Source organism: Rhodospirillaceae bacterium (assembly GCA_018662005.1).
Classification (GTDB): Bacteria; Pseudomonadota; Alphaproteobacteria; order Rhodospirillales; family JABHCV01; genus JACNJU01.
Genome location: JABJHA010000039.1, coordinates 22,497 through 42,601 on the forward strand (window position 1 = coordinate 22,497; position 20,105 = coordinate 42,601).

Consider the following 20,105-nt stretch of genomic DNA (forward strand, 5'->3'; position numbering starts at 1 on the left):
TAATTCAAGCTGGCCGGTTTTGACATCCTGAATGGGATTGTTGAAAAGGCTTAATTAATCGTCGTCGCCTTTACCAAGGAAAACGATCGCCATGGGGATGGCGGCGATCACGAAGACCGACAGGAAAACAATAAACAGGATGTTTGTCTGGGCGTTGCCACTGACGCCTGTATCGGCCAGGAACATTCCGGTAAACCAGGTAAACAGTGCGCCAACAATAGTCGAAAACCCTGAAATCAGGGCGATGCTCATAAGGATGCTGACAAGGGAACGACCTTTTACCGGTTTCTTTAATCTTTTGGCCACCGTTTTCGTTTCTTCCTCGGCCTCTTCTTTTTCGATGTCTTTTTTGGTTTTCTTCCGCGGCGGCTGGTATTTCTTCTGACCGGGAGCGTAGACGTTATACTCCTTGGAGGAGCCGTCTTCAGGGTCGTAAATTTCCTGGATCACCTTGACCGCCTGGATGTGCTTTTGCCCGTCCAGGGATTTGGCTTCCTCGATGGCCTGCTCTTTTTCCGCCTGCGTATGGCGGCCGTGGATTTCCCAACGGCCGTTCTGCTTGACGTGTACTTCGTAATGGGTCTGGTGAGCCATCAGTTACTCCCACCCCCAGGGAGAATTTATCCAGGCAGGTTGACTTAGTCGTGCTTCAACCCGAAATCTTTGAATTTCTTGTTGAACTTGGCCAACTGTCCGCCACTGTCGAGCAGGCGATGTACGCCGGTCCAGGCAGGGTGTGTTTTCGGGTCAATGTCCAGCTTGATGGTATCACCGGCGCTGCCCCACGTGGAGCGGGTCGCGTAGGTGCTGCCGTCAGTCATCTGAACGGTGATTTCATGGTAGTCTGGATGCGTATCTTTCTTCACTGTCTGTGCTCCTGAAAATAAGCCGCCCTGTATACTCTGACATCCTAGTGTGTTCAAGTGGTCATATTGAAATACGGTTGACGACTCATTATGTGCACGTTTGATCTGCGAATCAGTATGTAAGCATAACGCTGAAAATATTAACCGAAAATGAATAAGAACAATACCTTATACGGTGAAATAATTTCTAAAGTGCGCCCACCCGAAGTGATTCGGTAATTTATATAAAGCCGGAAAAAGAGTCCTGAACATGCCGCTCGACAGCAAAGCCTTTGAAATTCAAGCCGAAAAAACCCTGCATGACATATTTGAGCAAATTGATGACGCCCTGGGCGATGTCATGGATGTGGACCTTGAAGCGGGGATTCTTACTATCGAGTTGGAAAATGGCAGCCAGTACGTCATCAACAAACAGGCGCCAAATCAGGAAATCTGGCTGTCCTCACCCCTTAGTGGCGCCAAGCACTTTTATTTTGATGAACACCAGGACACCTGGATCGACACCCGGGCCGGGGAAAAGCTCAATGATTTGTTGTCAAACGAGATGACCACGGCTTCGGGAACTGCTTTTTCGTTTAAGTTTTCTTAGGAACGCGGATTGACTTCAAACCGCGAAGGCCAAGCAAGACAACCACTGTCATCACCACGGCCCCACCGAAGTAAGGCCAGTCCATACCCAGCATTGAGAACATGAGCCCGGCCCAAGCCGGCCCTATGACCCGGGCCATGGTCGTTGCCGAACGCCCAACCCCCATGACCCCGCCTTGCTCGCTTGAGGCAACCTGCAGGGAAATGAGACTGTTCAGTGATGGCGTGATGATGCTGAACCCGTAAGCGACGATAACCATGGCGCCCAGCAAGGTGGCAAGGGAATTGGTGAACGGGATTAATAACATGCCAAGGGCCAGTGCGGAAGCGCCCTGGATTACCAGATTGGTTTCGCCAAAACGTTTGGCCAACCTTCCGACAAGACCGCCCTGCACCAGTGCTGCGAGAATGCCGACAAAGGCGAACAGGTAGCCGTTTTGTTGTGGTCCCCAACCCATGCGCCGTTCAGACCACATGGCGAAGGTTGTTTCCATGCCGGCAAAAACAAAGGTCGCCAGGAAGGACAGGCCGATCAACAGACCGACGCCGGGTTTGGCAAGGGCGCTTTTAAATTGCTGGCGGCGGTTTTTGGCAGGCATCTCGGCAATCCGTTTACGGATCTCATCTGACAGGGATTCTTTAAGCAGGAAAAAGGCCATGGTCAGGGCAATGGCGGACAAGCCCGCAGCGGCCAGTGATGGCGTTCGGTAATCCGCGTTCAGCGGATCGGGGCCAGCAAGAATCCCGCCGATGGCAGGACCTGCGATAAAGCCAAGGCCAAAGGCGGCGCCGATGACGCCCATGCCCTTGGTGCGGTTTTCAGGTGTTGTGATATCGGCGACGTAGGCGAAGGCGGTTGAAATGTTGCCTGCCATGAAGCCGCCCAGGGCACGCGCCAGAAATAACATCCATAATGAATTGGAAAATCCCAACAGCACATAGGATGCGGAAGCCCCGGCCAACGTGATCAATAAAACCGGGCGGCGACCAATACGATCACTGGCGCGACCCCAAAAAGGGGCGGCGATAAACTGGGTCAGCGAATAGGACGCCATCAAAAGGCCGATCACGGCCGGACTGGCATCGAAATGCTCGCCAAAGAACGGCAGCAGCGGAATGATGATTCCGAAACCGACAAGATCAATAAAGACAATAAGAAACAAGGTCAGCATATGGATAAAGCAATCCTGGGAACTTCAGCGGAGGGCTAAATGAAAGGATAGAAGGGGGGTTGTCAATGATCAGATTTTAACGCTGCGTCATTTTCATTTCGATGCGGCGGTTACGGCGGTTGGCGACTTCGTCAGTGGCATGGTCAAGCGGGCGGAATTCGCCAAAGCCGGCTGCGGCCAGGCGGTCGGCAGAAATCCCCTCGGCGATCAGGAATTTGACCACCGATATGGCGCGAGCCGCAGAAAGCTCCCAGTTGGACGGGAATTTCCAGTTTGATATGGGAACGTTGTCCGTATGCCCGTCGATGCGCAGTATCCAGTCAATGTCGTCCGGAATGCGGGTCATGATATCGCGCAACGTTGCTGCCAGCTGGCGTAGCTGGTCTTGCCCTTCTTCACCAAGTTCAGCTGATGCAGAGGCGAACAGAACCTCCGACTGGAAAACAAAACGGTCACCGACAACTCTGATTCCGGGCTGGTTACCCAGCACCTCGCGCAAACGACCAAAGAATTCAGAACGATATCGCGACAGTTCCTGAACCTTGGTGGCCAGCGCCGAATTTAGGCGTTTGCCAAGAGACGAAATCTGTACGCCACGGTCCTCGGCCTTTTGTTCGGCGACTTCCAGGGCTTCGGAAATACGCGCCAATTGTTCGCGTAGAGCGGCCATTTGACGATTGGCCAGGGCAACCTGGGCACGGGCGCTTTCGGCAATGTTGCGTTCCTTGGCGACATCCTTGTCCTTGTCCCCCAACTTCGTGGACATGTCCGTAATCTTGGTTTCCATCTCTTCGCGCAAAGCTTTCAGCGCGGCGATGTCGTTTGTCAGTTTAACCAGTTCCTGAATTTTGGTTTCGATGGTTTCCTTGTCGGCTTCAATGACGGCAAAGGAGTCGGTCAGTTTTGCCGACAGGCTTTCGGCCTGCTGGGTTATCGCCGACAGGGATGTTTTGAGATTGTCGCGGCTAATAAGGGACGCCTGCAAGTCGTCGGTCATGGTTGCGATATTCAGGCGCATGTTTTCATTGGCCTTGCGTTCAAGCGACAGAAGATCACTCATATCGGTAATTTGGATCTGCAATTTACGCAAGGCCGCGTCACGGCCTGATAGCGCCTCACCAAGGAAGAACTGGGCCAGCACGAAGATCATCAGCAGGAAAATGATGACCATCAGCAAGGTTGCCAGGGCATCGACAAAACCGGGCCAGATGTTGGTGCTTCGTTGGGCGCGGCGGGCGAGGGTGGTCATGTCACGCTACCCGTTACCCGTCCTTGGTCGCGGCGATGGTGCGGGCGAGCAGTTTGATTTCGCTGCGTAGCTGCGAAATGATGTCTTCGCGTCCGCTGCCTAATTCTTCCACAAGGCGCGCCATGTAGACATCAAGATTGCGGATATGACTGCGGGTCGCTTCATCCAGACCGCCGCTTGAACCACCCAACGAACCGCTGTTTTCAGCCAATCTGGCCAGGATCGGTTTCATCTCAAGCTGGCTTTCGGCCAGTTTCATCATCAACGCCTGTTCAGTGCGCATGTGATCGCTAAGGGTGCCCATTTTCTCACCGACCGCCATCAGGGTGTTGTTCGCCGAAATCCGGCTTTCCTCGCCCCTGCTGATGGTCCGTTGCAGGCTTTCAAGACTTTCGGCCGTCTGTTCGAGAAGCGCCTGAACATAAGCCGGAACGGACTGGTCGCCTTCGCCGCTGGCAGAGAGCGCACCACTGGACAGGCGGGTCAGGCTGGATAGCCATTCTTCAAGGTCATTATAGAAGCGGTTCAGGGCTTGTCCGGCTTGAAGATCAAGAAACCCCAGCACCAGTGACCCGGCCAAACCGAACAGGGATGATGAAAATGCCGTGCCCATGCCGGTCATGGGAGCTTGCAGACCATCTTTCAAATCCGCAAAGACGGCTGAAGTATCGGCATTGATGCTCAGGTTGGCAATAACGTTACCAATGGAAGCAACGGTGCCCAGCAATCCCCAGAAGGTGCCTAGAAGGCCCAGGAAGATAAGCAACCCGATTGTATAGCGTGACAGGTCGCGGGATTCATCGAGCCTGGAATAAATACCATCCAGCAGGGAGCGCATGGAAAGCGCGGACAGACTTAAATGATCGCGATTGCGCTCGCCCAGCATTGTCGCCATCGAGGCCAGCAGACGCGGTTGGCTGCTTTGCGATGTGGCCTGACCGTTCTGACGGAACGTTTCAATCCACGAAACTTCCGGATAGAGCATGATGACCTGACGGAAATTATAGATCACGCCAAGGACAAGAACCCCGATGATTAACCCGTTTAAGGGGGCGTTGGCCATGAAAGCGCCTTGCAGGGGCTCAAACAGAAAAGCCGCGACAGCCATGACGGCTATCAGGAACAAAACCATTCTAAGAAGAAAGCGCCGCGGGTTGGTCATGGTCGGAGAACTCTCCTTAACTTATGTACCAGATGTATTTGGAGATAAAAATCGTGACGATTTTAAGGCGTTCATCGCTCCGCTACGTTCAGATCGACACGGTTGATGGGTTCTTCAGTTGTTTTATTGCCCAGTGCCCGTACATCGATGCGGGTGCTTCTGACACCGCTTTCAATCAGGAAAGAACGAACCGCAAGCGCCCTGGAAAGTGACATTCTGCGGGCCAGACTCGATGACAGAGACGGGCCGCCAGCATAGGCCATCAATTGCAGGCGTACGCTTTCCTGTCCCTTCATCTTATTGGCCAACGCGACCAATCCGTCTTTTGCGGCTGCCGGAAGTTTTGTCTGATCGCCGGTAAAGGTGACTCGCAAGGCCTGTCCCGGGCCCATTGCCGATGTTGCCGCTGGCACTGCCGCTTGCTCTGTGGCGACAACCTTTTCCGCTTTCGGTTCTGGCGGCGGGGCCGGTGCTTTTGGTGCCTCAACCTTGGCGACTTTCGGGGCTGGTTCGACAACGGGTGCTGGCGGCGGCGCTTTTTTGACTTCCGGTGCGGCTGCTGGCGTTATTGCCGGTTTCGCCGGGGCGGCAAGTTTGACAGGTGCCGGTTCTGGTGCTGTTTTAACAACCGGGGCAGGGGCTTGTTTCTTGGCGGCACTTTGAACAGCTTTTTGTTTCTTCGGCAAGACCAGAGTTTTTCCGCTGACTGTCGGAACATGAAGCATGGACGTTGGCGCCTGACTGCCCGGCATGATCAACTTGATACCAGACCCACCACCAAAAACGGTGGCCTCTGCACCGGTTGCCGGCTTGTAGCCGCCATTATCGATGACACTCAGGTCTACCGTTACATTTGGATGGGAGAAATCCATGTAGGTATCTTGCTGAGCCGTGGCGATGGCTGAACTTGCAAGAACCAGTGAAAAAGCCGTCAGCGCGCCCGTGATGACAGGACGTGCGCTGGTAAATTGAGAATTGTTTTGAAATAAGTCCATGATGCGTCTGATATACCGCCCGTTGCTGGCTTTGCCCAAATTATATTCTGTCAAGATAACCAAGCGTGGCTCGTGGCACAACCATTTTACCGGGTAAGCTCAACGCCTTGCGGGTTTTTTAAGTGGCGTTCTTAATCAGTTTGCCCAAGGGCACGTGAAGTTGGTCGTTGGCGGCCAGAATAGAGCCGCTCTCCAGCATCTTGCCCTTGCCGTCAATCTCGGTGACGTATCCACCCGCCTCGCGGACAATGACGATACCTGCGGCTATGTCCCAGGGGCTTAAGCCGGTTTCCCAAAACCCTTCATAGCGCCCGGCGGCAACGTATGCCAGGTCGAGCGCTGCCGATCCAAACCGGCGCACCCCGCAGGAGACGGCCATCACCGCTTCAAGTTGTTTAAGGAACAACGGATGGTCGCGTGCGCCCATGAAAGGAATGCCGGTGGCGAACAGGGCCTCATCCATGGCGTTGCGTCCCGAAACCCGGATGCGCCTGTCATTGAGGTGCGCCCCCTGGCCCTTTTCGGCCCAGAACATTTCATCATGGACGGGTTCATAAATGACCCCGGCGAAGGGTTCGTTATCACGCTGCAAGCCAATGGAGATGGCGAAGTGCGGCAATCCGTGCAGGAAGTTGGTGGTCCCGTCCAGGGGATCGATGATCCAGCAGTTGGAACTGTCGGAGCCAACAATCTCGCCGGATTCTTCCATCAGGAAGGAATAATTAGGCCGCGCCTTCTTCAACGCGTAGTGCAGGGTGTCTTCGGCGGTTTTATCGGCCGAACTGACGAAATCTGCAGGGCCCTTACGCGCCACTTGCAGGTTTTCAACTTCGCCAAAATCGCGCAGAAGTTTGCGCGACGCCTTCTGGGCCGCGGCGATCATCACATTTACCAGGGCGGAACGGTGGGCCATCAGTTGTTAATCTTTCGCTCGCTCGACATATGAAGCATCAGCGGTGTTGACGACGATGCGGGTGCCTGTCCCGATATGGGGCGGAACCAGTGTTTTGACACCGTTTTCAAGAACCGCCGGTTTGTATGATGAAGACGCCGTCTGTCCTTTGACGACGGCATCGGCCTCCGTTACTTCAAGGGTGACATGGTCGGGCAACTGAACGCCAATGGGATCGTCTTCATGACTTTCAACAGCGACGATCATGCTTTCTTGCAGGAAAGCGATCTGTTCTTCACCGATCAGCTCGCGGTTTAAGGTGATCTGTTCGTACGTTTCGTTATCCATGAATGTGTACATGTCGCCATCGGCGAAAAGGTACTGGTAGTCCTTCTGGTCAAGGCGTGCCCGCTCGACTGTTTCCGAAGAACGGAAACGTTCGTTAAGCTTGGTTCCATCGCGTACGCCGCGCAATTCCACCTGCAGGTAAGCCCCGCCTTTACCTGGCTGTGTGTGCTGGATTTTCACTGCCCGCCACAGGCGTCCCTGATGTTCAATCACCATACCGGGACGAACGGCATTTCCATTAATTTTCATAATTTCGGACCATCTTTTGACTGTAAGGCGCGGAAGCTATCAGGTTGCCCTGTATGAAGCAATGGCACAGGTTTTTTAAGGATCGACGGGCGTTTTCTTAAACAGCCTGTTGAAGGCGACGACGGCTTGTTCCGGTCCTTCCGGGTAATCCCAAACCCCGGCGACGACGGCCAGGAAATCTGCCCCGGCGCTAATCAGGGGCTGGCAGTTTTCAACACTGATGCCACCAATGGCGACGACCGGCACGGTCATGTCTTTGCTCCACCAGTTGAGGATTTGCGGATCCGGGTGGGCTTTCGGTGTTTTTGTTGCGGTCGGGAAAAAGGCGCCGAAGGCGACGTAATCGGCGCCTGCTTCAGCGGCCTCCATGGCCAGATGTCTGGAATCATGGCAGGTGACACCGATGGTGGCGTTATTCCCGATGGCCTCACGGGCTTCTTCGTAGGTGGCGTCCTGCTGGCCCACATGAACCCCGTCGCAACCGGTCTTGGCGGCAAGGGCCGGGTCATCATTGAGCAAAAATGCGACACCGCGTTCCTGGGCGATCGGCTTTAAGGCATCGATGGCGCGGATGATGTCTTCTTCTACCATGTCTTTGAGGCGCAGTTGCAGGCAGGCGACACGACCGGCGTCCAGAGTGCGTGCCAGAATGTCGGGAAAGACGGACAGGTCGAGTTTTGGTGGCGTGATCAGGTATAACTGTGTGCGGTTGAAATCAGTCATTGCGGCAGTTCCTTGAGCCATGCGCGACAGGCGGCGGCGGGGTTGTTCATGTCGTACAGATCAAGTTCATCACCAGTTTCGGTATAGACCGTGGCCCCGCGCTGACCTGCGATATCGGCAAGTTTTTCAGACAATTCCCGGCCGTTGGATATGCGCACCACTTTAATGCCGTGCCTGAGTGCCCCCAATGCCAGTCCCGGATCGTCTCCACAATCGAGAACGGCCTGGAAATCGGCGTCCGGGAAACTTTCTGCGGCTTGCGCGACAATGTCCCGAAAGACAGTTGCACCAAGGGTTGCCGCCGCCCCGGCAGGGCTGATCAGGGTGACCCGGGCACCAACGTCAACAGCCGCCTCTAGGGCCGCCTGGGCGTGTTCCAGTGAGTGAATAATGATGGCGTTGCTCATGATGGCGTAGACATAGGATGGTTGTGTGAAAATGCCAAGGGGGGACTAGCTGATTTTCTGGCGCACACCGGCGGAAATAAATTCACTAATCACCACGACGAAGAAAACTGAAACCAGCATCAGCGAGACTTCCCGCCAGGCGAACAGGTTGATGGAAGAATAGAGCTGGATGCCGATGCCGCCAGCGCCGACGAAACCCAGAACCGTGGACTCCCGTATGTTGATGTCCCAGCGATAGATGGTGGTGCCGTAAATCACCGGCAGAACCTGGGGCAGGATACCGATCCACAACACCTGCAGGCGCGAAGCGCCGGTGGCTTTGATGGCTTCCACCGTTCCCTGATCAATTTCCTCGATGGCTTCGGCCGTAAGCTTGCCCATGAAACCAATGGAGCGGAAGGCGATTGCCCAGATGCCGGCCATCGGACCGGGACCGAAAATGGCGACGAACAATAATCCCCAGACCACGGTATTAACCGAGCGCGAGGTGACCAGGATCAGGCGACCGATAAACCATGTCACGGAGTTGAAAGTCGTGTTGCGGGCCGCCAGGAACGCCACAGGAAAGGCGATCGCGATGGTCGCCACGGTGCCCAGGGTGGCGATGTGGATGGTCTCAATCAGCGGTTCGTAGAGTTTGTCCAGAAAATCCAGATCGGGCGGCCACATGCGAACCCCCAGATCCAACGCCTGCACATGGGCGTCGAGAAAATAAATCCACGGGATATCCAGGTTGCTAACCGACCACACGGCGACGAAGATGATGCTGACATACCAAATGTAGCGGATCAGTGTTTGACGTGGATTAAAGCGTTGCCAGACTTCCGGATATTTCCGCACATGTTCTTCCAGGGTCATCGCAGGCCGCTCCGTACCCAGTTTGAGAAAATCTCACCAAGGAAAACGATGCTGACGATGACAATCAAGATGGCCAGACTGAAATCATAGTCGTAACGGCTGAAGGTGGCGGCCAGGACCTGCCCGATGCCGCCGGCCCCGACGATGCCGACGACCGTGGAATGGCGAATATTGGCGTCGAGGCGATAAATGGAGACACCCATATAGCGCGGCAGGGCTTGTGGCGAAATGCAGTAAATCAACAGCTTGGGAAAGCTGGCTCCGGTGGCGCGCACCGCCTCAATCTGACCCGGAGGCATGTTCTCGATGTCTTCGGCCAGCATTTTCGAAATGAAACTGGCCGATGCCACGACCAGGGTCAGCACACCGGCCAGCGGGCCGAAACCGAATATCTTGACGAAGAAAATTGCGATGATGATCTCGTGGAAAGTGCGCGATAGAACGATAATCGCGCGCGCCACAAGGTAGACTGGCCGGGGCACCAGATTGGAAGCGCCGCATAAACCCAGCGGAATAGCGATGATCATGCCGAAGAAGCTGGCGGCGAAGGCCATCTGGACGCTTTCTATCATTCCCTTGACCAGCAACTCCCAGCGGGTGAAATCGGGCGGCACCATGCGCGAGAACATGTTGGCGGCCCGTGTCAGGCCACTGGACATGCGATGCCAGTTGAAGTCCAGGGTGCTCATGGAGAAAAAAAGGTAGGCCACGGCTATGACCACAAGTCCGTAACGCCAATAAGGATTTTCAACCAGTTTTATGGTGTGCCACTCGCCCGGCGCAGTATCCTGATTTTCAGTTCCGCTCGTCATCCCGACGAGGACTCCCGGATCAAACCCTTATCTTTCTTGGGTTTTTCTTTGCTTTGCGTTTCACCGCCGCCCTCGTCTTCGTCGTCAACCTTGCGGATGGTGGTGCTCCAATCTTCCTCGCCATAGATTTGAGTCAGCACATCGGCGGTGACCTGTTCGGCGGTGCCGTCAAAGACAATTCGCCCATCGGCCAGTCCGATGATGCGATCCGAAAAAGTTTGAGCCAGGGCCACGTCATGGATATTTATCAGGGCCGGCGTGTTGTTTTCACGGGCCAATTCGACCAGCAACCGCATGATCTGGCGCGATGTCTTGGGATCCAGGCTGGCTGTCGGTTCGTCAACCAACAGCAGGTCGGGGCGTTGCATCAGGGCCCGGGCGATGCCGACACGCTGGCGCTGGCCCCCCGACAGGGCGTCGGCGCGGGTGTTTTGGTAACCGTCCAGGCCGACCCTGTCCAAAAGCTTAAAGGCGGCGCTGACGTCTTCGGGCGGGTACTTGCGCCGGTAGGCCCGCCAGAATCCGATGTAGCCCAGGCGTCCCGACAACACATTTTCCATCACCGTCAGGCGTTCGACAAGATTGTATTCCTGGAAGATCATGCCCATGCGCCGACGCGCCTTGCGTAAGCCGTGGCTGCCCAATCCGGCGATATCCATCCCGTCCAGCAGAATTTGCCCGGAAGTGGGGTCGACAAGCCGGTTGATGCAGCGGATCAGGGTACTCTTGCCCGCGCCGGAAGGGCCAATGATTGTTATCACCTTGGGATCGTCGACGCTAAAGCTGACGCCGTTCAGCGCCTTGGCACCGGTGGGGTAGATTTTTACAAGATTTTGAATGGTCAGCATTGCCGTCCTTTCACTTAAAAAACCGCCGCCCCGATACTGGCGGGGACGGCGATTTTTAGCGTAGGCTCAAGATACAACTGCTTTCTACTTCTTTTTCTTGACCTTCATACCTTGCAATGCAGCCTCGTTATAAACGGTGCCGTTCATCTTCTGGATGGTGCGAATGTCCGACCAGTGGTCCTTGAAGCTGATCGAAATAAAGCGATCGGATTTTGAGCCGAACTCTTTATGCAGCGCCGTTCCCGCCCAGTCGAAGGAAAGGAATGCGTAGGTGACTTGGCGCTGAAGATCAGGATGCAAGTTGTGGGCAAAGCCATATGATGTGGTCGGGAACAACTTGGATTCCCAGATGACGCGCAGGTCATCCCTGTTGACGACGCCCTTTTCGACCATGCGGTCCAGTACGCTGGAGGCGATGGGAGCGGCGTCGTAGTCCATGTTGGCGACACCCATGATCGAGTTGTCGTGCTTGCCCGAGTACTTGACCTCATAGTCCTTGTCAGGTTCCACGCCAAGTGACTTGAACAGGGCTCTGGGCGCTTGATTGCCAGAGTTTGACGAAGGTGTCACATGGGCGATATTGCGCCCCTTCATATCGGAAACTTTGGTGATGTCGCTGCTTTTGTGGGTGATCAACTGCAGTTTATAGCCGAACCTGCCGTCGTGCTTGCCCATGATGGCGATCGGCACGTAACCGGCCAGATTGACGCCGAACACCGTCGGGCCAGTCGAGATGCCGGCGACGTGCAGACGGCCCGAACGCATGGCCTCGACCTGAGCGGCGTAGGATTCAGCGCCATACCATTTGACCTTCTTTCCCGTAGCCTTGGAAAGATAGTCCATGAATTCAGTAAACACGTTCTCATAAACGGAAGGATCTTCAACCGGGGTGTACGAGAAAATGAGGGTATCAGGGTCCAGCCACTTGCTTGCATCGGTCGGCATATCGGCGACCAGATCTCCATCGGCATCGCAGAAGCGCGAATCAAGATCGCCCCGGTTTTTGCATTCATCGGCGGATACAGGAGCCGATAGTCCAAACACGAAGGCGACGGAAACAATACTCATGGCGCAGACCCGTATAGCCTGCCGCAGCGTTAATTTGAAATCCATTTTTGATACTCCCTTAATCTGCTGTTTGCAGGGATTTGCAGTCCACCTACGTTCCCCGTCCTAAATTAAGGCGTCACTGTGACTCCACAGAAACGTGAAGTAAAACGTTTGTTGATATTTATTGCCGATGAAAGTTATTGCGTTTACCCAATCTTGCGCCCCGATCAGAGACTTGGTCAACGCGACGGAACAGTCACGCGATTATTTAGATAATCGCTTTTAGTGTTCAAGTCCCTCAGGCGCCGGGCGTTCGCTCCGCTCTCTTGGCTGGGCCTCTGGAAGTCAAAATAAAAGTGGCGACAGGAGAATATCCTGCCGCCATTTTTCATTTATTTCTTAAGCCCGCGACTGCAGGCCGCCGCTCCTGCGGCGAGCCAAGGGTTCGGAGAACCCGCCCGGCGCTTGAGGGAACCTAAGAAGCCTTCATCATCGCCACAGCGGTATCCGACATGCGGTTGGAGAAGCCCCATTCGTTGTCGTACCAGGTGAGGATGCGGACGAAGTCGCCATCCATGACTTTGGTTTCAGGTGCCGCGAAGAACGAGCTGTATGAGCTGTGGTTGTAGTCACTCGATACCAGCGGCAGTTCGGTGTAACCCAGAATGCCTGTTAGACGATCTGATTGGCTGGCGGCTTTGATGGCTTCGTTGATTTCTTCAACCGACGTTTTGCGATTGGCGTTGAAGCACAGATCAACAACGGAAACATTCGGGGTTGGTACACGCATGGAAGTGCCATCCAGCTTGCCATTCAGTTCCGGCAAGACCAGGCCAACGGCCTTAGCCGCACCGGTGGTCGCCGGAATGATGTTCAACGACGCTGCACGGGCACGGCCCAGATCTGAATGCAGGGTATCAACCGTGCGCTGATCACCGGTGAAGGAGTGGACTGTGGTCATGAAACCCTTATCGATACCAACCAGCTTGTTCAGGATGTCGGCGACAGGCGCCAGGCAGTTGGTCGTGCACGAGGCGTTGGAAACAACCGTGTGACCAGCTTCCAGCTTGTCGTCATTGACGCCGTAAACAACGGTCAGGTCGGCGCCGGAAGCGGGGGCGGATACCAGAACCTTCTTGGAACCTGCATCAAGGTGAACGGAGGCTTTTTCCTTGGAGGCGAAAATGCCAGTGCATTCGTAAACCACATCGACGCCAAGATCACCCCAGGGCAGGGCCGAAGGATCACGCTCGGATGTGACTTTGATGTCTCCGCGACCGGCGTTCATGGTGTCACCGGAAACTGTCACATCGGTGGGAAGGACGCCGTGAACCGAATCATATTTCAACAGATGAGCATTGGCTTCCGCTGATCCCAAATCGTTGATGCCGACGACTTCAACATCGTCACGACCGGATTCAACCAGTGCCCGAAACGTCAACCGACCGATACGGCCAAAACCATTAATTGCTACGCGAATCGCCATCTTTATCCTCCCAATGGCCGAATATCCGGCCTGTAAATTAAAAACCTTTGAGTAAGTTCACTTAAAATCAGAATTCAATGCGCCTGTGATAGCACGGACACCAGTGTGGGCTAACACCCCTGCCGGGGGGTAGGGGCTCACCCCATCGGGTGGGCGCAAGATTGATCGGATTTTCCTGCCCGTCAATGGACATATTGTCCCTATTTTACAATTAACATCTGCGTGCCGGTTGACGGGCTTGAGTTGCAGGGCATATTGTTCTTCAGTTAGAACATGCGTTTATTGTTTTAAGCATCGGTTTTCAAAAGGATTTCTCACGTGGCGCTCGTCGGTAAAAAAGGCAACAAGCCCAAGCGGTTAAAAACCGCCAGCCAGCGTCTCGACGCGGCAATGGAGCGCCTGGAAAAAGCCCTGGAGGCAAAAAATAGCGGTGATGACGGGGCCGAAGTCGCAGCCCTTAAAAGTGAAGTCGAGAAACTGACAGGCGTCAATAAAGCCACTGGCGAGCGCCTTGATGGTGCGATCAAACGTCTGAAAACTGTCCTTAAAGAGGTCTGAAAAAGTCATGCCGCAAGTCTCGATCACCATTAACGGCCGCAAATATCAGGTCGCTTGCGATGACGGTCAGGAAGCCCACCTGACCCGGCTGGGTGATTATGTCGACAAGCGCCTCAATGAATTGGTCGCCGCCGTCGGTCAGGTCGGCGATTCGCGTCTGCTGGTCATGGTTTGCCTTTTGCTGGCCGATGAACTTTCCGACCTGTATAGCGAAAATGAATCTCTTAAAGGCAAGGGTGATGGCGGCGCCTCGACTGCCAGGGGCGAGGAGGAACTTGCCGTGGCCGTGGAAAAAATTGCCGAACGCATCGAAAATATTGCCGCCGGCCTCGAACAGGCTTAGATAAGTATAAGGAACGGGTGCTGCGGGCCTCGTCAGGCAACGTTATCCCTGGGGCCAATATCTACCCTTAGGGAGCTGTCCCTGCCGGACTCCTGGGTCCGGTATATGGCGCCCACCTGCAACCGCAGGCCACGGTGGATGCTTCGCCAACGACCCCGCGGCCCCGTTCTGTTTTATTTCTTGAAAAATGGCCAAGGTTATTGAATGTCCGCCGATCAAGACAAAAACAAGATGCGCGAGAGCGCGCGGACAAGGCGGTTAAAAGCCCATAGTCAGGACGGGAAGGGCGCAGCAGTGAGTCTTGCCTCCCATGTGTTGGCTCTTCTTAAGGACAAGCCACCCACCATCATTGCCGCATACTGGGCCATCGGCAGCGAAATTGATGTTGGTCCGCTTATGAACACGCTGATCGATGATGGCTGGCGGGTGGCCTTGCCTGTCGTTGTCGAAAGCGCCAGTCCGCTTATTTTTCGCAGTTGGTCGCCTGGCATGGAACTGGTTGAAGGCCCGCTGAAAACAGTGCAACCGGATCAACAACATGCCCAAGTGATCCCGGACGTCATCATAACACCACTACTGGCTTTTGATGATCAGGGTTACCGTCTGGGTCAGGGCGGCGGCTTCTATGACCGAACCCTGGCGGGGTTGAATGTTCTTTCTATCGGTGTCGCCTTTGCCGCCCAGCGGGTCGATCTGATTCCCCGTGACGGGTTTGACCAGCGGCTTGATTTTATCGTCACCGAGCAGGGAAAGATTTAAAATGGATGGTTACACAATCAGGCATATCGGTCTGGATATCGATTATTATCATGATGAAAGCGATCAGTTAAAACTGCCACGCGAGACCGAAGATCTGTACGCAATCGATAAGGAGAAGGCGGCCCTCTTCACCGAAACCGCCAGTGGTCTGGATTTCAGTTCCGAAGAAATGCTGGAGTGGTATTTTACCCACTCAAAGAAAACATTGGCGGAACATTTACCAAAACGCGGCAGCAGTGATGCCCAGCCACCGCGCCAGGTAATCATTTTCCCCATTCAATTTCCGCCGGGTATATTCCATATAATGACGGAACAGGGCGCAGTCGATATAAAGGGCTTGCGTCTGGCTATCGAAGTGTCCGTTTAAAAATTAAAAGGTTTGTGATGCGAATTCTCATGTGCGGTGACGTCGTCGGTAAAAGCGGTCGTCAGGCGATCCTTTATAATATAGAAGACCTGCGGGCCCGTCTGGCCCTGGATTTCGTCCTCGTTAACGGCGAGAACGCGGCTCACGGCTTTGGTATTTCCGAGAAAATCTGCGCCACTTTTTATCAGGTCGGCGTCGATGTCATCACCACCGGCAATCATGTCTGGGACCAGCGCGAAATCATGAACTATATCGATAGCGACCCCAGGCTGCTGCGCCCGATCAATTACCCGGCCCGCACGCCGGGTGCAGGTTCCGGCGTGTTCGAGACGCAAGCCGGTAAAAAGGTGCTGGTTATCCATCCCATGGGGCGCTTGTTCATGGACCCGCTCGATGATCCATTTCTGGCTGTCGAAAATGTTCTGGAAAAATACACTCTTGGTCAGGGCGTTGACGCCATTATCGTCGACATGCACGCCGAGGCGACCAGCGAAAAAATGGCCATGGGCCATCATTGTGACGGCCGGGCCTCGGTCGTCGTCGGCTCTCACTCACATATTCCGACCGCCGACGCCCAGATTTTGCCCGGCGGCACCGCCTATCAGACTGACATGGGCATGTGTGGGGATTACAATTCAGTGATTGGTATGATCAAGGAGACGGCGGTCGCCCGCTTCACCTCCAAATTGCCTGCCGGGCGGCTGGAACCGGCAAGCGAGGAGGCAACCCTGTGTGCGGTGCTGGTCGAAACGGACGACACCACCGGACTCGCCAAATCCGTAGAACCTGTACGGCTGGGTGGCAGACTGGCCGAAACCGTGCCAGGCTGAAATTATCCCGCCAGCCCTCCCTTTACCGAGCCGCCCAAATGCTGCCATATTGCGTTGCTACTTATCGTCAGGCGACGGGGTGTTGTTATGCGCGCCTTTTTGTACGTCTTGTCGCTATATGTGGTATAAGCGCACGTCGTTATCCACATGATTTTGCTTAAATGAGGGAATTGTTTAGAGACCATGGCTGGCCATTCAAAGTTCAAAAACATCATGCACCGCAAGGGTGCCCAGGACGCAAAGCGTGCCAAAGTCTTCGCCAAGCATATCCGCGAATTGACCGTCGCCGCCAAAACCGGCTTGCCGGACCCGGCCATGAATCCGCGTTTACGCACCGCCATTGCGGCGGCCAAGGCGGTCAATATGCCCAAGGACAATATGGACCGGGCCATCAAAAAAGGCGCCGGTGGTGGCGATGACACCAACTTCGACGAGGTCCGCTATGAAGGCTACGGCCCCGGCGGCGTCGCCATCATTGTCGAAACACTGACCGATAACCGCAACCGCACCGCCGCCGAAGTGCGTTCCGCCTTTACCAAGTACGGTGGCAATCTTGGCGAGACGGGCAGCGTTGGTTTTATGTTCGATCAACTGGGTTTTATCGAGTATCTGCCAGCTGCGGCCAATGCCGACGATATGTTTGAAGCGGCCCTGGAGGCAGGGGCCAGTGATGTTGAGACGACGGACGATGGTCACGAAATCATTTGCGCTGTGGAAGATCTGGGTGTCGTTCGCGACGCCCTGGAGGAAAAATTCGGCGCGCCCGAAGACGCCCGCCTTGACTGGAAACCACAGACGACGACGGAACTGGATGAAGACAAGGCGACAACGTTGCTCAAATTGCTCGACGTTCTGGAAGATAACGACGACGTTCAGCGGGTGGCGTCAAACTTTGAAGTCTCCGACGAGGTTATGGAACGTTTGAGCGCTTAAATGCTTAAATATAGAGGCTGAAAAACATGAGATTGATCGGGTTCGATCCGGGCCTTAGACAGACCGGGTGGGGTGTCATTGAAAGCGATGGCAACCACCTGACCCATGTCGCCAATGGTGCTGTCAAAACGACGGCCAGCGCCGATTTGGCGGTGCGGCTGGTTCAACTGCACGATGGCTTGCTTGAAATCGTCGAACGCTACGCACCCCTTGAGGCCGCCGTCGAGGAAACCTTCGTTAACAAGAATCCGACTTCAACCCTGAAACTGGGACAGGCCCGTGGGGTCGTCATGCTGGTGCCTGCCCGGGCCGGACTGGTGGTCAGTGAATACACTCCGAACCTGATTAAAAAATCCGTGGTCGGGGCCGGTCATGCGGCCAAGGAGCAAGTGCAGATGATGGTGGGGACCCTGCTTCCGGGAACCGACATCGCCAGCGCCGACGCCGCCGATGCCCTTGCCGTGGCGATCTGTCATGCCCACCACCGCGCCAGTGCCGAGATCATCCTCAAGGCCGCGGGAGGCACGGGATGATCGCCAAGCTGACAGGATTGATTGATCAGTGTGGAAGCGACTGGGCCGTCATTGATGTGTCGGGTGTTGGCTATCTTGTCTTTTGCTCTGCCCGCACCCTGGGCCGTCTGGTGCCCGGTGAAGCGGCTTCACTGGTTATCGAAACCCATGTCCGTGAGGATCACATTCATCTCTATGGCTTTTTGGATGAATCCGAACGCTCATGGTTCAAGCTGCTGACGACAGTCCAGGGAGTCGGTGCAAAAGTCGGGCTGGCCATCCTTTCGGTATTAAGCGGTGATGAACTGCTTCAGGCCATTGCGGCAGCTGACAAGGCGACGATTACCCGGGCACCGGGCGTCGGGCCTAAACTGGCGGTTCGGTTGCTTTCTGAACTTAAAGACAAGGTGGCGACCATGGCCTTGGGCCCGGTTGCTGTTCTTGACGGCGAGGCGTCACCTGGAAGCAGCGCCAGCGGTGTGATCTCCGAAGCCGTTTCGGCTCTGGTTAATCTTGGTTATTCGGCTTCCGACGCTTTAAGTGCCGTCAGCCGCGCGGCGACAAAGATGGGTGAAGATGCCAGCCTTGAAGAATTGATCCGCGGCGGCCTTGGTGAACTTGCCCCCAGTCAGCGGGGGGTCAGTTGATGAGTGAAGACAGATTGGTCGACACCCAATCTTCCGGCGAGGAAATAGCCGACGCGGCCATGCGTCCGCAGCAGCTAAGCGATTTTGTCGGTCAGCGTCAGGTGCGCGAAAATTTATCAGTCTTTGTGGCGGCGGCCCGCAAACGCGGCGAGGCGCTGGATCATGTTCTGTTTCACGGTCCCCCGGGCCTTGGCAAAACGACGCTGGCGCAAATTGTCGCCCGCGAACTGGGCGTCGGATTTCGCGCCACCTCCGGCCCGGTTATCGCCAAGGCGGGAGACCTGGCGGCGATTCTGACTAACCTGCAACCCAATGATGTTTTGTTCATTGATGAAATTCACAGGCTCAGCCCGGTCGTTGAGGAAATCCTTTATCCGGCCATGGAGGACTTCCAGCTCGACCTGATCATCGGCGAGGGGCCTGCGGCGCGCTCTGTCCGTATTGATCTGCCGAAGTTCACGCTGGTCGGTGCGACAACCCGTTCGGGCCTGATCACCACACCGCTTCGCGAACGCTTCGGCATTCCCATGCGGGTGGTTTTTTATGAGCCTGAAGAACTGGAATCGATTGTTCGGCGTGGTGCTTCTTTACTGGGACTTGAGCTGACCACCGACGGTGCTATGGAAATCGCCCGCCGTTCGCGTGGCACACCCAGGGTCGCCGGAAGGCTGCTGCGTAGGGTCCGTGATTTTGCTTCCGTCGACGGCACTGCGGAAGTGACAAAAGAAAGCGCTGATGCGGCTTTGAACCGGCTTGATGTTGATCATCGCGGTCTCGACGCCATGGACCGGCGTTATCTGACCTGCATCGCCGAAAATTATGCGGGTGGTCCGGTCGGCGTTGAAACCATGGCCGCCGCCTTGTCTGAACAACGCGATACGATTGAAGAAGTTATCGAGCCTTACCTGATCCAGCAGGGGCTGTTGATGCGCACGCCGCGCGGTCGCACTCTGACGGCCCAGGCCTTCACCCATCTTGACCTGCCGGTACCGGCGACGGTCGGGCAGTTGGAGTTGGTGGTGGAGGCCGGAGATGAATAATCCACATGTTTTCCCACTCAGGGTATATTTCGAGGACACGGATGCCGGTGGCATCGTCTATTACGCCAATTATCTGAAATATGCGGAGCGCGCCCGGACCGAGATGCTGCGTACCGTCGGCATTGAAAGTTCAAAATTGATGGACGAGGACAACATCGCCCTGACCGTCAAGACGTGCTCGCTGGATTATCTGAAACCGGCTCGGCTGGATGAGGCGCTGGAAGTTCATACCTGTATCGAAAAAGTCGGTGGCGCTTCCTTAAGTGGCGAGCAGACGATTAAACGCGGCGAGGATGATCTTGTCGTTATCCAGATCAAACTCGCCTGTATGGCGATGGACGGAAAACCGGCGCGACTGCCCGGTCCGGTACGCTCAACTCTCGATAAATTTTGTCAACAAAATGAGTAAAC

The 20,105-nt window shown here is 55.2% G+C and carries 26 protein-coding genes and 1 other RNA gene; 12 read left to right on the forward strand and 15 right to left on the reverse strand.

The genetic code is table 11. From position 1 onward, the window contains the following. Positions 1 to 54 precede the first annotated feature (54 nt). Both HOL66_15305 and rpmE read right to left on the reverse strand, forming a co-directional pair. The gene (locus HOL66_15305; GenBank protein MBT5245605.1) at positions 55 to 594 is read right to left on the reverse strand and encodes a hypothetical protein; all 540 of its coding nucleotides are present in this window, start codon (positions 592 to 594) and stop codon (positions 55 to 57) included. Positions 595 to 638: 44 nt separating this feature from the next. Continuing rightward, positions 639 to 866: a 50S ribosomal protein L31 gene (rpmE, locus tag HOL66_15310; protein MBT5245606.1), complete on the reverse strand. Its 228-nt coding sequence runs from the start codon at positions 864 to 866 to the stop codon at positions 639 to 641. Positions 867 to 1,116: 250 nt separating this feature from the next. Between rpmE and cyaY the strand changes: the two genes are divergently transcribed. Continuing rightward, entirely contained in the window at positions 1,117 to 1,455 is a 339-nt protein-coding gene (gene cyaY, locus HOL66_15315) for an iron donor protein CyaY (GenBank protein MBT5245607.1), read from the forward strand. Here cyaY and HOL66_15320 read toward each other — a convergent pair. The 13 genes from HOL66_15320 to gap form a co-directional block, all read right to left on the reverse strand. Beyond that, on the reverse strand, positions 1,442 to 2,626 hold the full coding sequence (locus tag HOL66_15320) for an MFS transporter (GenBank protein MBT5245608.1): 1,185 nt from the start codon (positions 2,624 to 2,626) through the stop codon (positions 1,442 to 1,444). The two genes, cyaY and HOL66_15320, sit on opposite strands and share 14 nt — an antisense overlap. 76 nt (positions 2,627 to 2,702) lie before the next feature. After that, on the reverse strand, positions 2,703 to 3,875 hold the full coding sequence (locus tag HOL66_15325) for a peptidoglycan -binding protein (GenBank protein ID MBT5245609.1): 1,173 nt from the start codon (positions 3,873 to 3,875) through the stop codon (positions 2,703 to 2,705). A 13-nt stretch (positions 3,876 to 3,888) separates the two neighbouring features. Further along, a complete protein-coding gene (locus HOL66_15330; GenBank protein MBT5245610.1) occupies positions 3,889 to 5,037 on the reverse strand; it encodes a flagellar motor protein MotA in 1,149 nt (382 codons plus the stop codon). A gap of 71 nt (positions 5,038 to 5,108) precedes the next feature. After that, positions 5,109 to 5,429 (reverse strand): OmpA family protein, encoded by a 321-nt coding sequence (locus HOL66_15335; protein MBT5245611.1) that lies wholly within the window; start codon positions 5,427 to 5,429, stop codon positions 5,109 to 5,111. A gap of 721 nt (positions 5,430 to 6,150) precedes the next feature. Beyond that, a complete protein-coding gene (locus HOL66_15340) occupies positions 6,151 to 6,945 on the reverse strand; it encodes an inositol monophosphatase (protein MBT5245612.1) in 795 nt (264 codons plus the stop codon). A gap of 6 nt (positions 6,946 to 6,951) precedes the next feature. Beyond that, positions 6,952 to 7,521 carry an elongation factor P gene (efp, locus tag HOL66_15345; GenBank protein MBT5245613.1) on the reverse strand — a complete coding sequence of 190 codons (570 nt, stop codon included), beginning with the start codon at positions 7,519 to 7,521 and terminating at the stop codon, positions 6,952 to 6,954. A 75-nt stretch (positions 7,522 to 7,596) separates the two neighbouring features. Next, a complete protein-coding gene (gene thiE / locus HOL66_15350) occupies positions 7,597 to 8,244 on the reverse strand; it encodes a thiamine phosphate synthase (protein ID MBT5245614.1) in 648 nt (215 codons plus the stop codon). Continuing rightward, a complete protein-coding gene (locus HOL66_15355; GenBank protein MBT5245615.1) occupies positions 8,241 to 8,651 on the reverse strand; it encodes a hypothetical protein in 411 nt (136 codons plus the stop codon). The genes thiE and HOL66_15355 overlap by 4 nt, the downstream gene beginning before the upstream one ends. A 45-nt stretch (positions 8,652 to 8,696) precedes the next feature. Further along, positions 8,697 to 9,509, reverse strand: a complete 813-nt coding sequence (gene phnE, locus HOL66_15360) for a phosphonate ABC transporter, permease protein PhnE (GenBank protein ID MBT5245616.1) — start codon at positions 9,507 to 9,509, stop codon at positions 8,697 to 8,699. After that, positions 9,506 to 10,321 carry a phosphonate ABC transporter, permease protein PhnE gene (gene phnE / locus HOL66_15365; GenBank protein MBT5245617.1) on the reverse strand — a complete coding sequence of 272 codons (816 nt, stop codon included), beginning with the start codon at positions 10,319 to 10,321 and terminating at the stop codon, positions 9,506 to 9,508. The genes phnE (HOL66_15360) and phnE (HOL66_15365) overlap by 4 nt, the downstream gene beginning before the upstream one ends. Beyond that, positions 10,318 to 11,169, reverse strand: a complete 852-nt coding sequence (gene phnC, locus HOL66_15370; protein MBT5245618.1) for a phosphonate ABC transporter ATP-binding protein — start codon at positions 11,167 to 11,169, stop codon at positions 10,318 to 10,320. The genes phnE (HOL66_15365) and phnC overlap by 4 nt, the downstream gene beginning before the upstream one ends. A gap of 84 nt (positions 11,170 to 11,253) precedes the next feature. Beyond that, positions 11,254 to 12,282 carry a phosphate/phosphite/phosphonate ABC transporter substrate-binding protein gene (gene phnD, locus HOL66_15375; GenBank protein ID MBT5245619.1) on the reverse strand — a complete coding sequence of 343 codons (1,029 nt, stop codon included), beginning with the start codon at positions 12,280 to 12,282 and terminating at the stop codon, positions 11,254 to 11,256. 412 nt (positions 12,283 to 12,694) lie between these two features. Continuing rightward, on the reverse strand, positions 12,695 to 13,705 hold the full coding sequence (gap, locus tag HOL66_15380) for a type I glyceraldehyde-3-phosphate dehydrogenase (protein MBT5245620.1): 1,011 nt from the start codon (positions 13,703 to 13,705) through the stop codon (positions 12,695 to 12,697). A gap of 318 nt (positions 13,706 to 14,023) precedes the next feature. Between gap and HOL66_15385 the strand changes: the two genes are divergently transcribed. From HOL66_15385 to ybgC, 11 genes are all read left to right on the forward strand, one after another. After that, positions 14,024 to 14,263: a hypothetical protein gene (locus HOL66_15385; protein MBT5245621.1), complete on the forward strand. Its 240-nt coding sequence runs from the start codon at positions 14,024 to 14,026 to the stop codon at positions 14,261 to 14,263. Between the two features lie 7 nt (positions 14,264 to 14,270). Further along, positions 14,271 to 14,606, forward strand: a complete 336-nt coding sequence (locus tag HOL66_15390) for a cell division protein ZapA (GenBank protein MBT5245622.1) — start codon at positions 14,271 to 14,273, stop codon at positions 14,604 to 14,606. A gap of 14 nt (positions 14,607 to 14,620) precedes the next feature. Beyond that, a non-coding RNA gene (gene ssrS, locus HOL66_15395) (6S RNA) lies at positions 14,621 to 14,774 on the forward strand. 36 nt (positions 14,775 to 14,810) lie between these two features. Beyond that, the gene (locus tag HOL66_15400) at positions 14,811 to 15,365 is read left to right on the forward strand and encodes a 5-formyltetrahydrofolate cyclo-ligase (GenBank protein ID MBT5245623.1); all 555 of its coding nucleotides are present in this window, start codon (positions 14,811 to 14,813) and stop codon (positions 15,363 to 15,365) included. A 1-nt stretch (position 15,366) separates the two neighbouring features. Further along, positions 15,367 to 15,732, forward strand: a complete 366-nt coding sequence (locus tag HOL66_15405) for a hypothetical protein (GenBank protein MBT5245624.1) — start codon at positions 15,367 to 15,369, stop codon at positions 15,730 to 15,732. A 17-nt stretch (positions 15,733 to 15,749) separates the two neighbouring features. Then, positions 15,750 to 16,562, forward strand: coding sequence for a YmdB family metallophosphoesterase (locus HOL66_15410; GenBank protein MBT5245625.1), 813 nt, complete (start codon positions 15,750 to 15,752; stop codon positions 16,560 to 16,562). Positions 16,563 to 16,745: 183 nt separating this feature from the next. Beyond that, complete coding sequence (locus HOL66_15415) at positions 16,746 to 17,495, forward strand: YebC/PmpR family DNA-binding transcriptional regulator (protein ID MBT5245626.1); 750 nt, start codon at positions 16,746 to 16,748, stop codon at positions 17,493 to 17,495. Between the two features lie 26 nt (positions 17,496 to 17,521). Then, a complete protein-coding gene (gene ruvC, locus HOL66_15420) occupies positions 17,522 to 18,028 on the forward strand; it encodes a crossover junction endodeoxyribonuclease RuvC (GenBank protein MBT5245627.1) in 507 nt (168 codons plus the stop codon). Further along, the gene (gene ruvA, locus HOL66_15425) at positions 18,025 to 18,654 is read left to right on the forward strand and encodes a Holliday junction branch migration protein RuvA (protein MBT5245628.1); all 630 of its coding nucleotides are present in this window, start codon (positions 18,025 to 18,027) and stop codon (positions 18,652 to 18,654) included. Before ruvC ends, ruvA begins: the two co-directional genes overlap by 4 nt. After that, entirely contained in the window at positions 18,654 to 19,694 is a 1,041-nt protein-coding gene (gene ruvB / locus HOL66_15430) for a Holliday junction branch migration DNA helicase RuvB (GenBank protein ID MBT5245629.1), read from the forward strand. Before ruvA ends, ruvB begins: the two co-directional genes overlap by 1 nt. Further along, positions 19,687 to 20,103 (forward strand): tol-pal system-associated acyl-CoA thioesterase, encoded by a 417-nt coding sequence (gene ybgC / locus HOL66_15435; protein ID MBT5245630.1) that lies wholly within the window; start codon positions 19,687 to 19,689, stop codon positions 20,101 to 20,103. The genes ruvB and ybgC overlap by 8 nt, the downstream gene beginning before the upstream one ends. Positions 20,104 to 20,105: the final 2 nt, after the last annotated feature.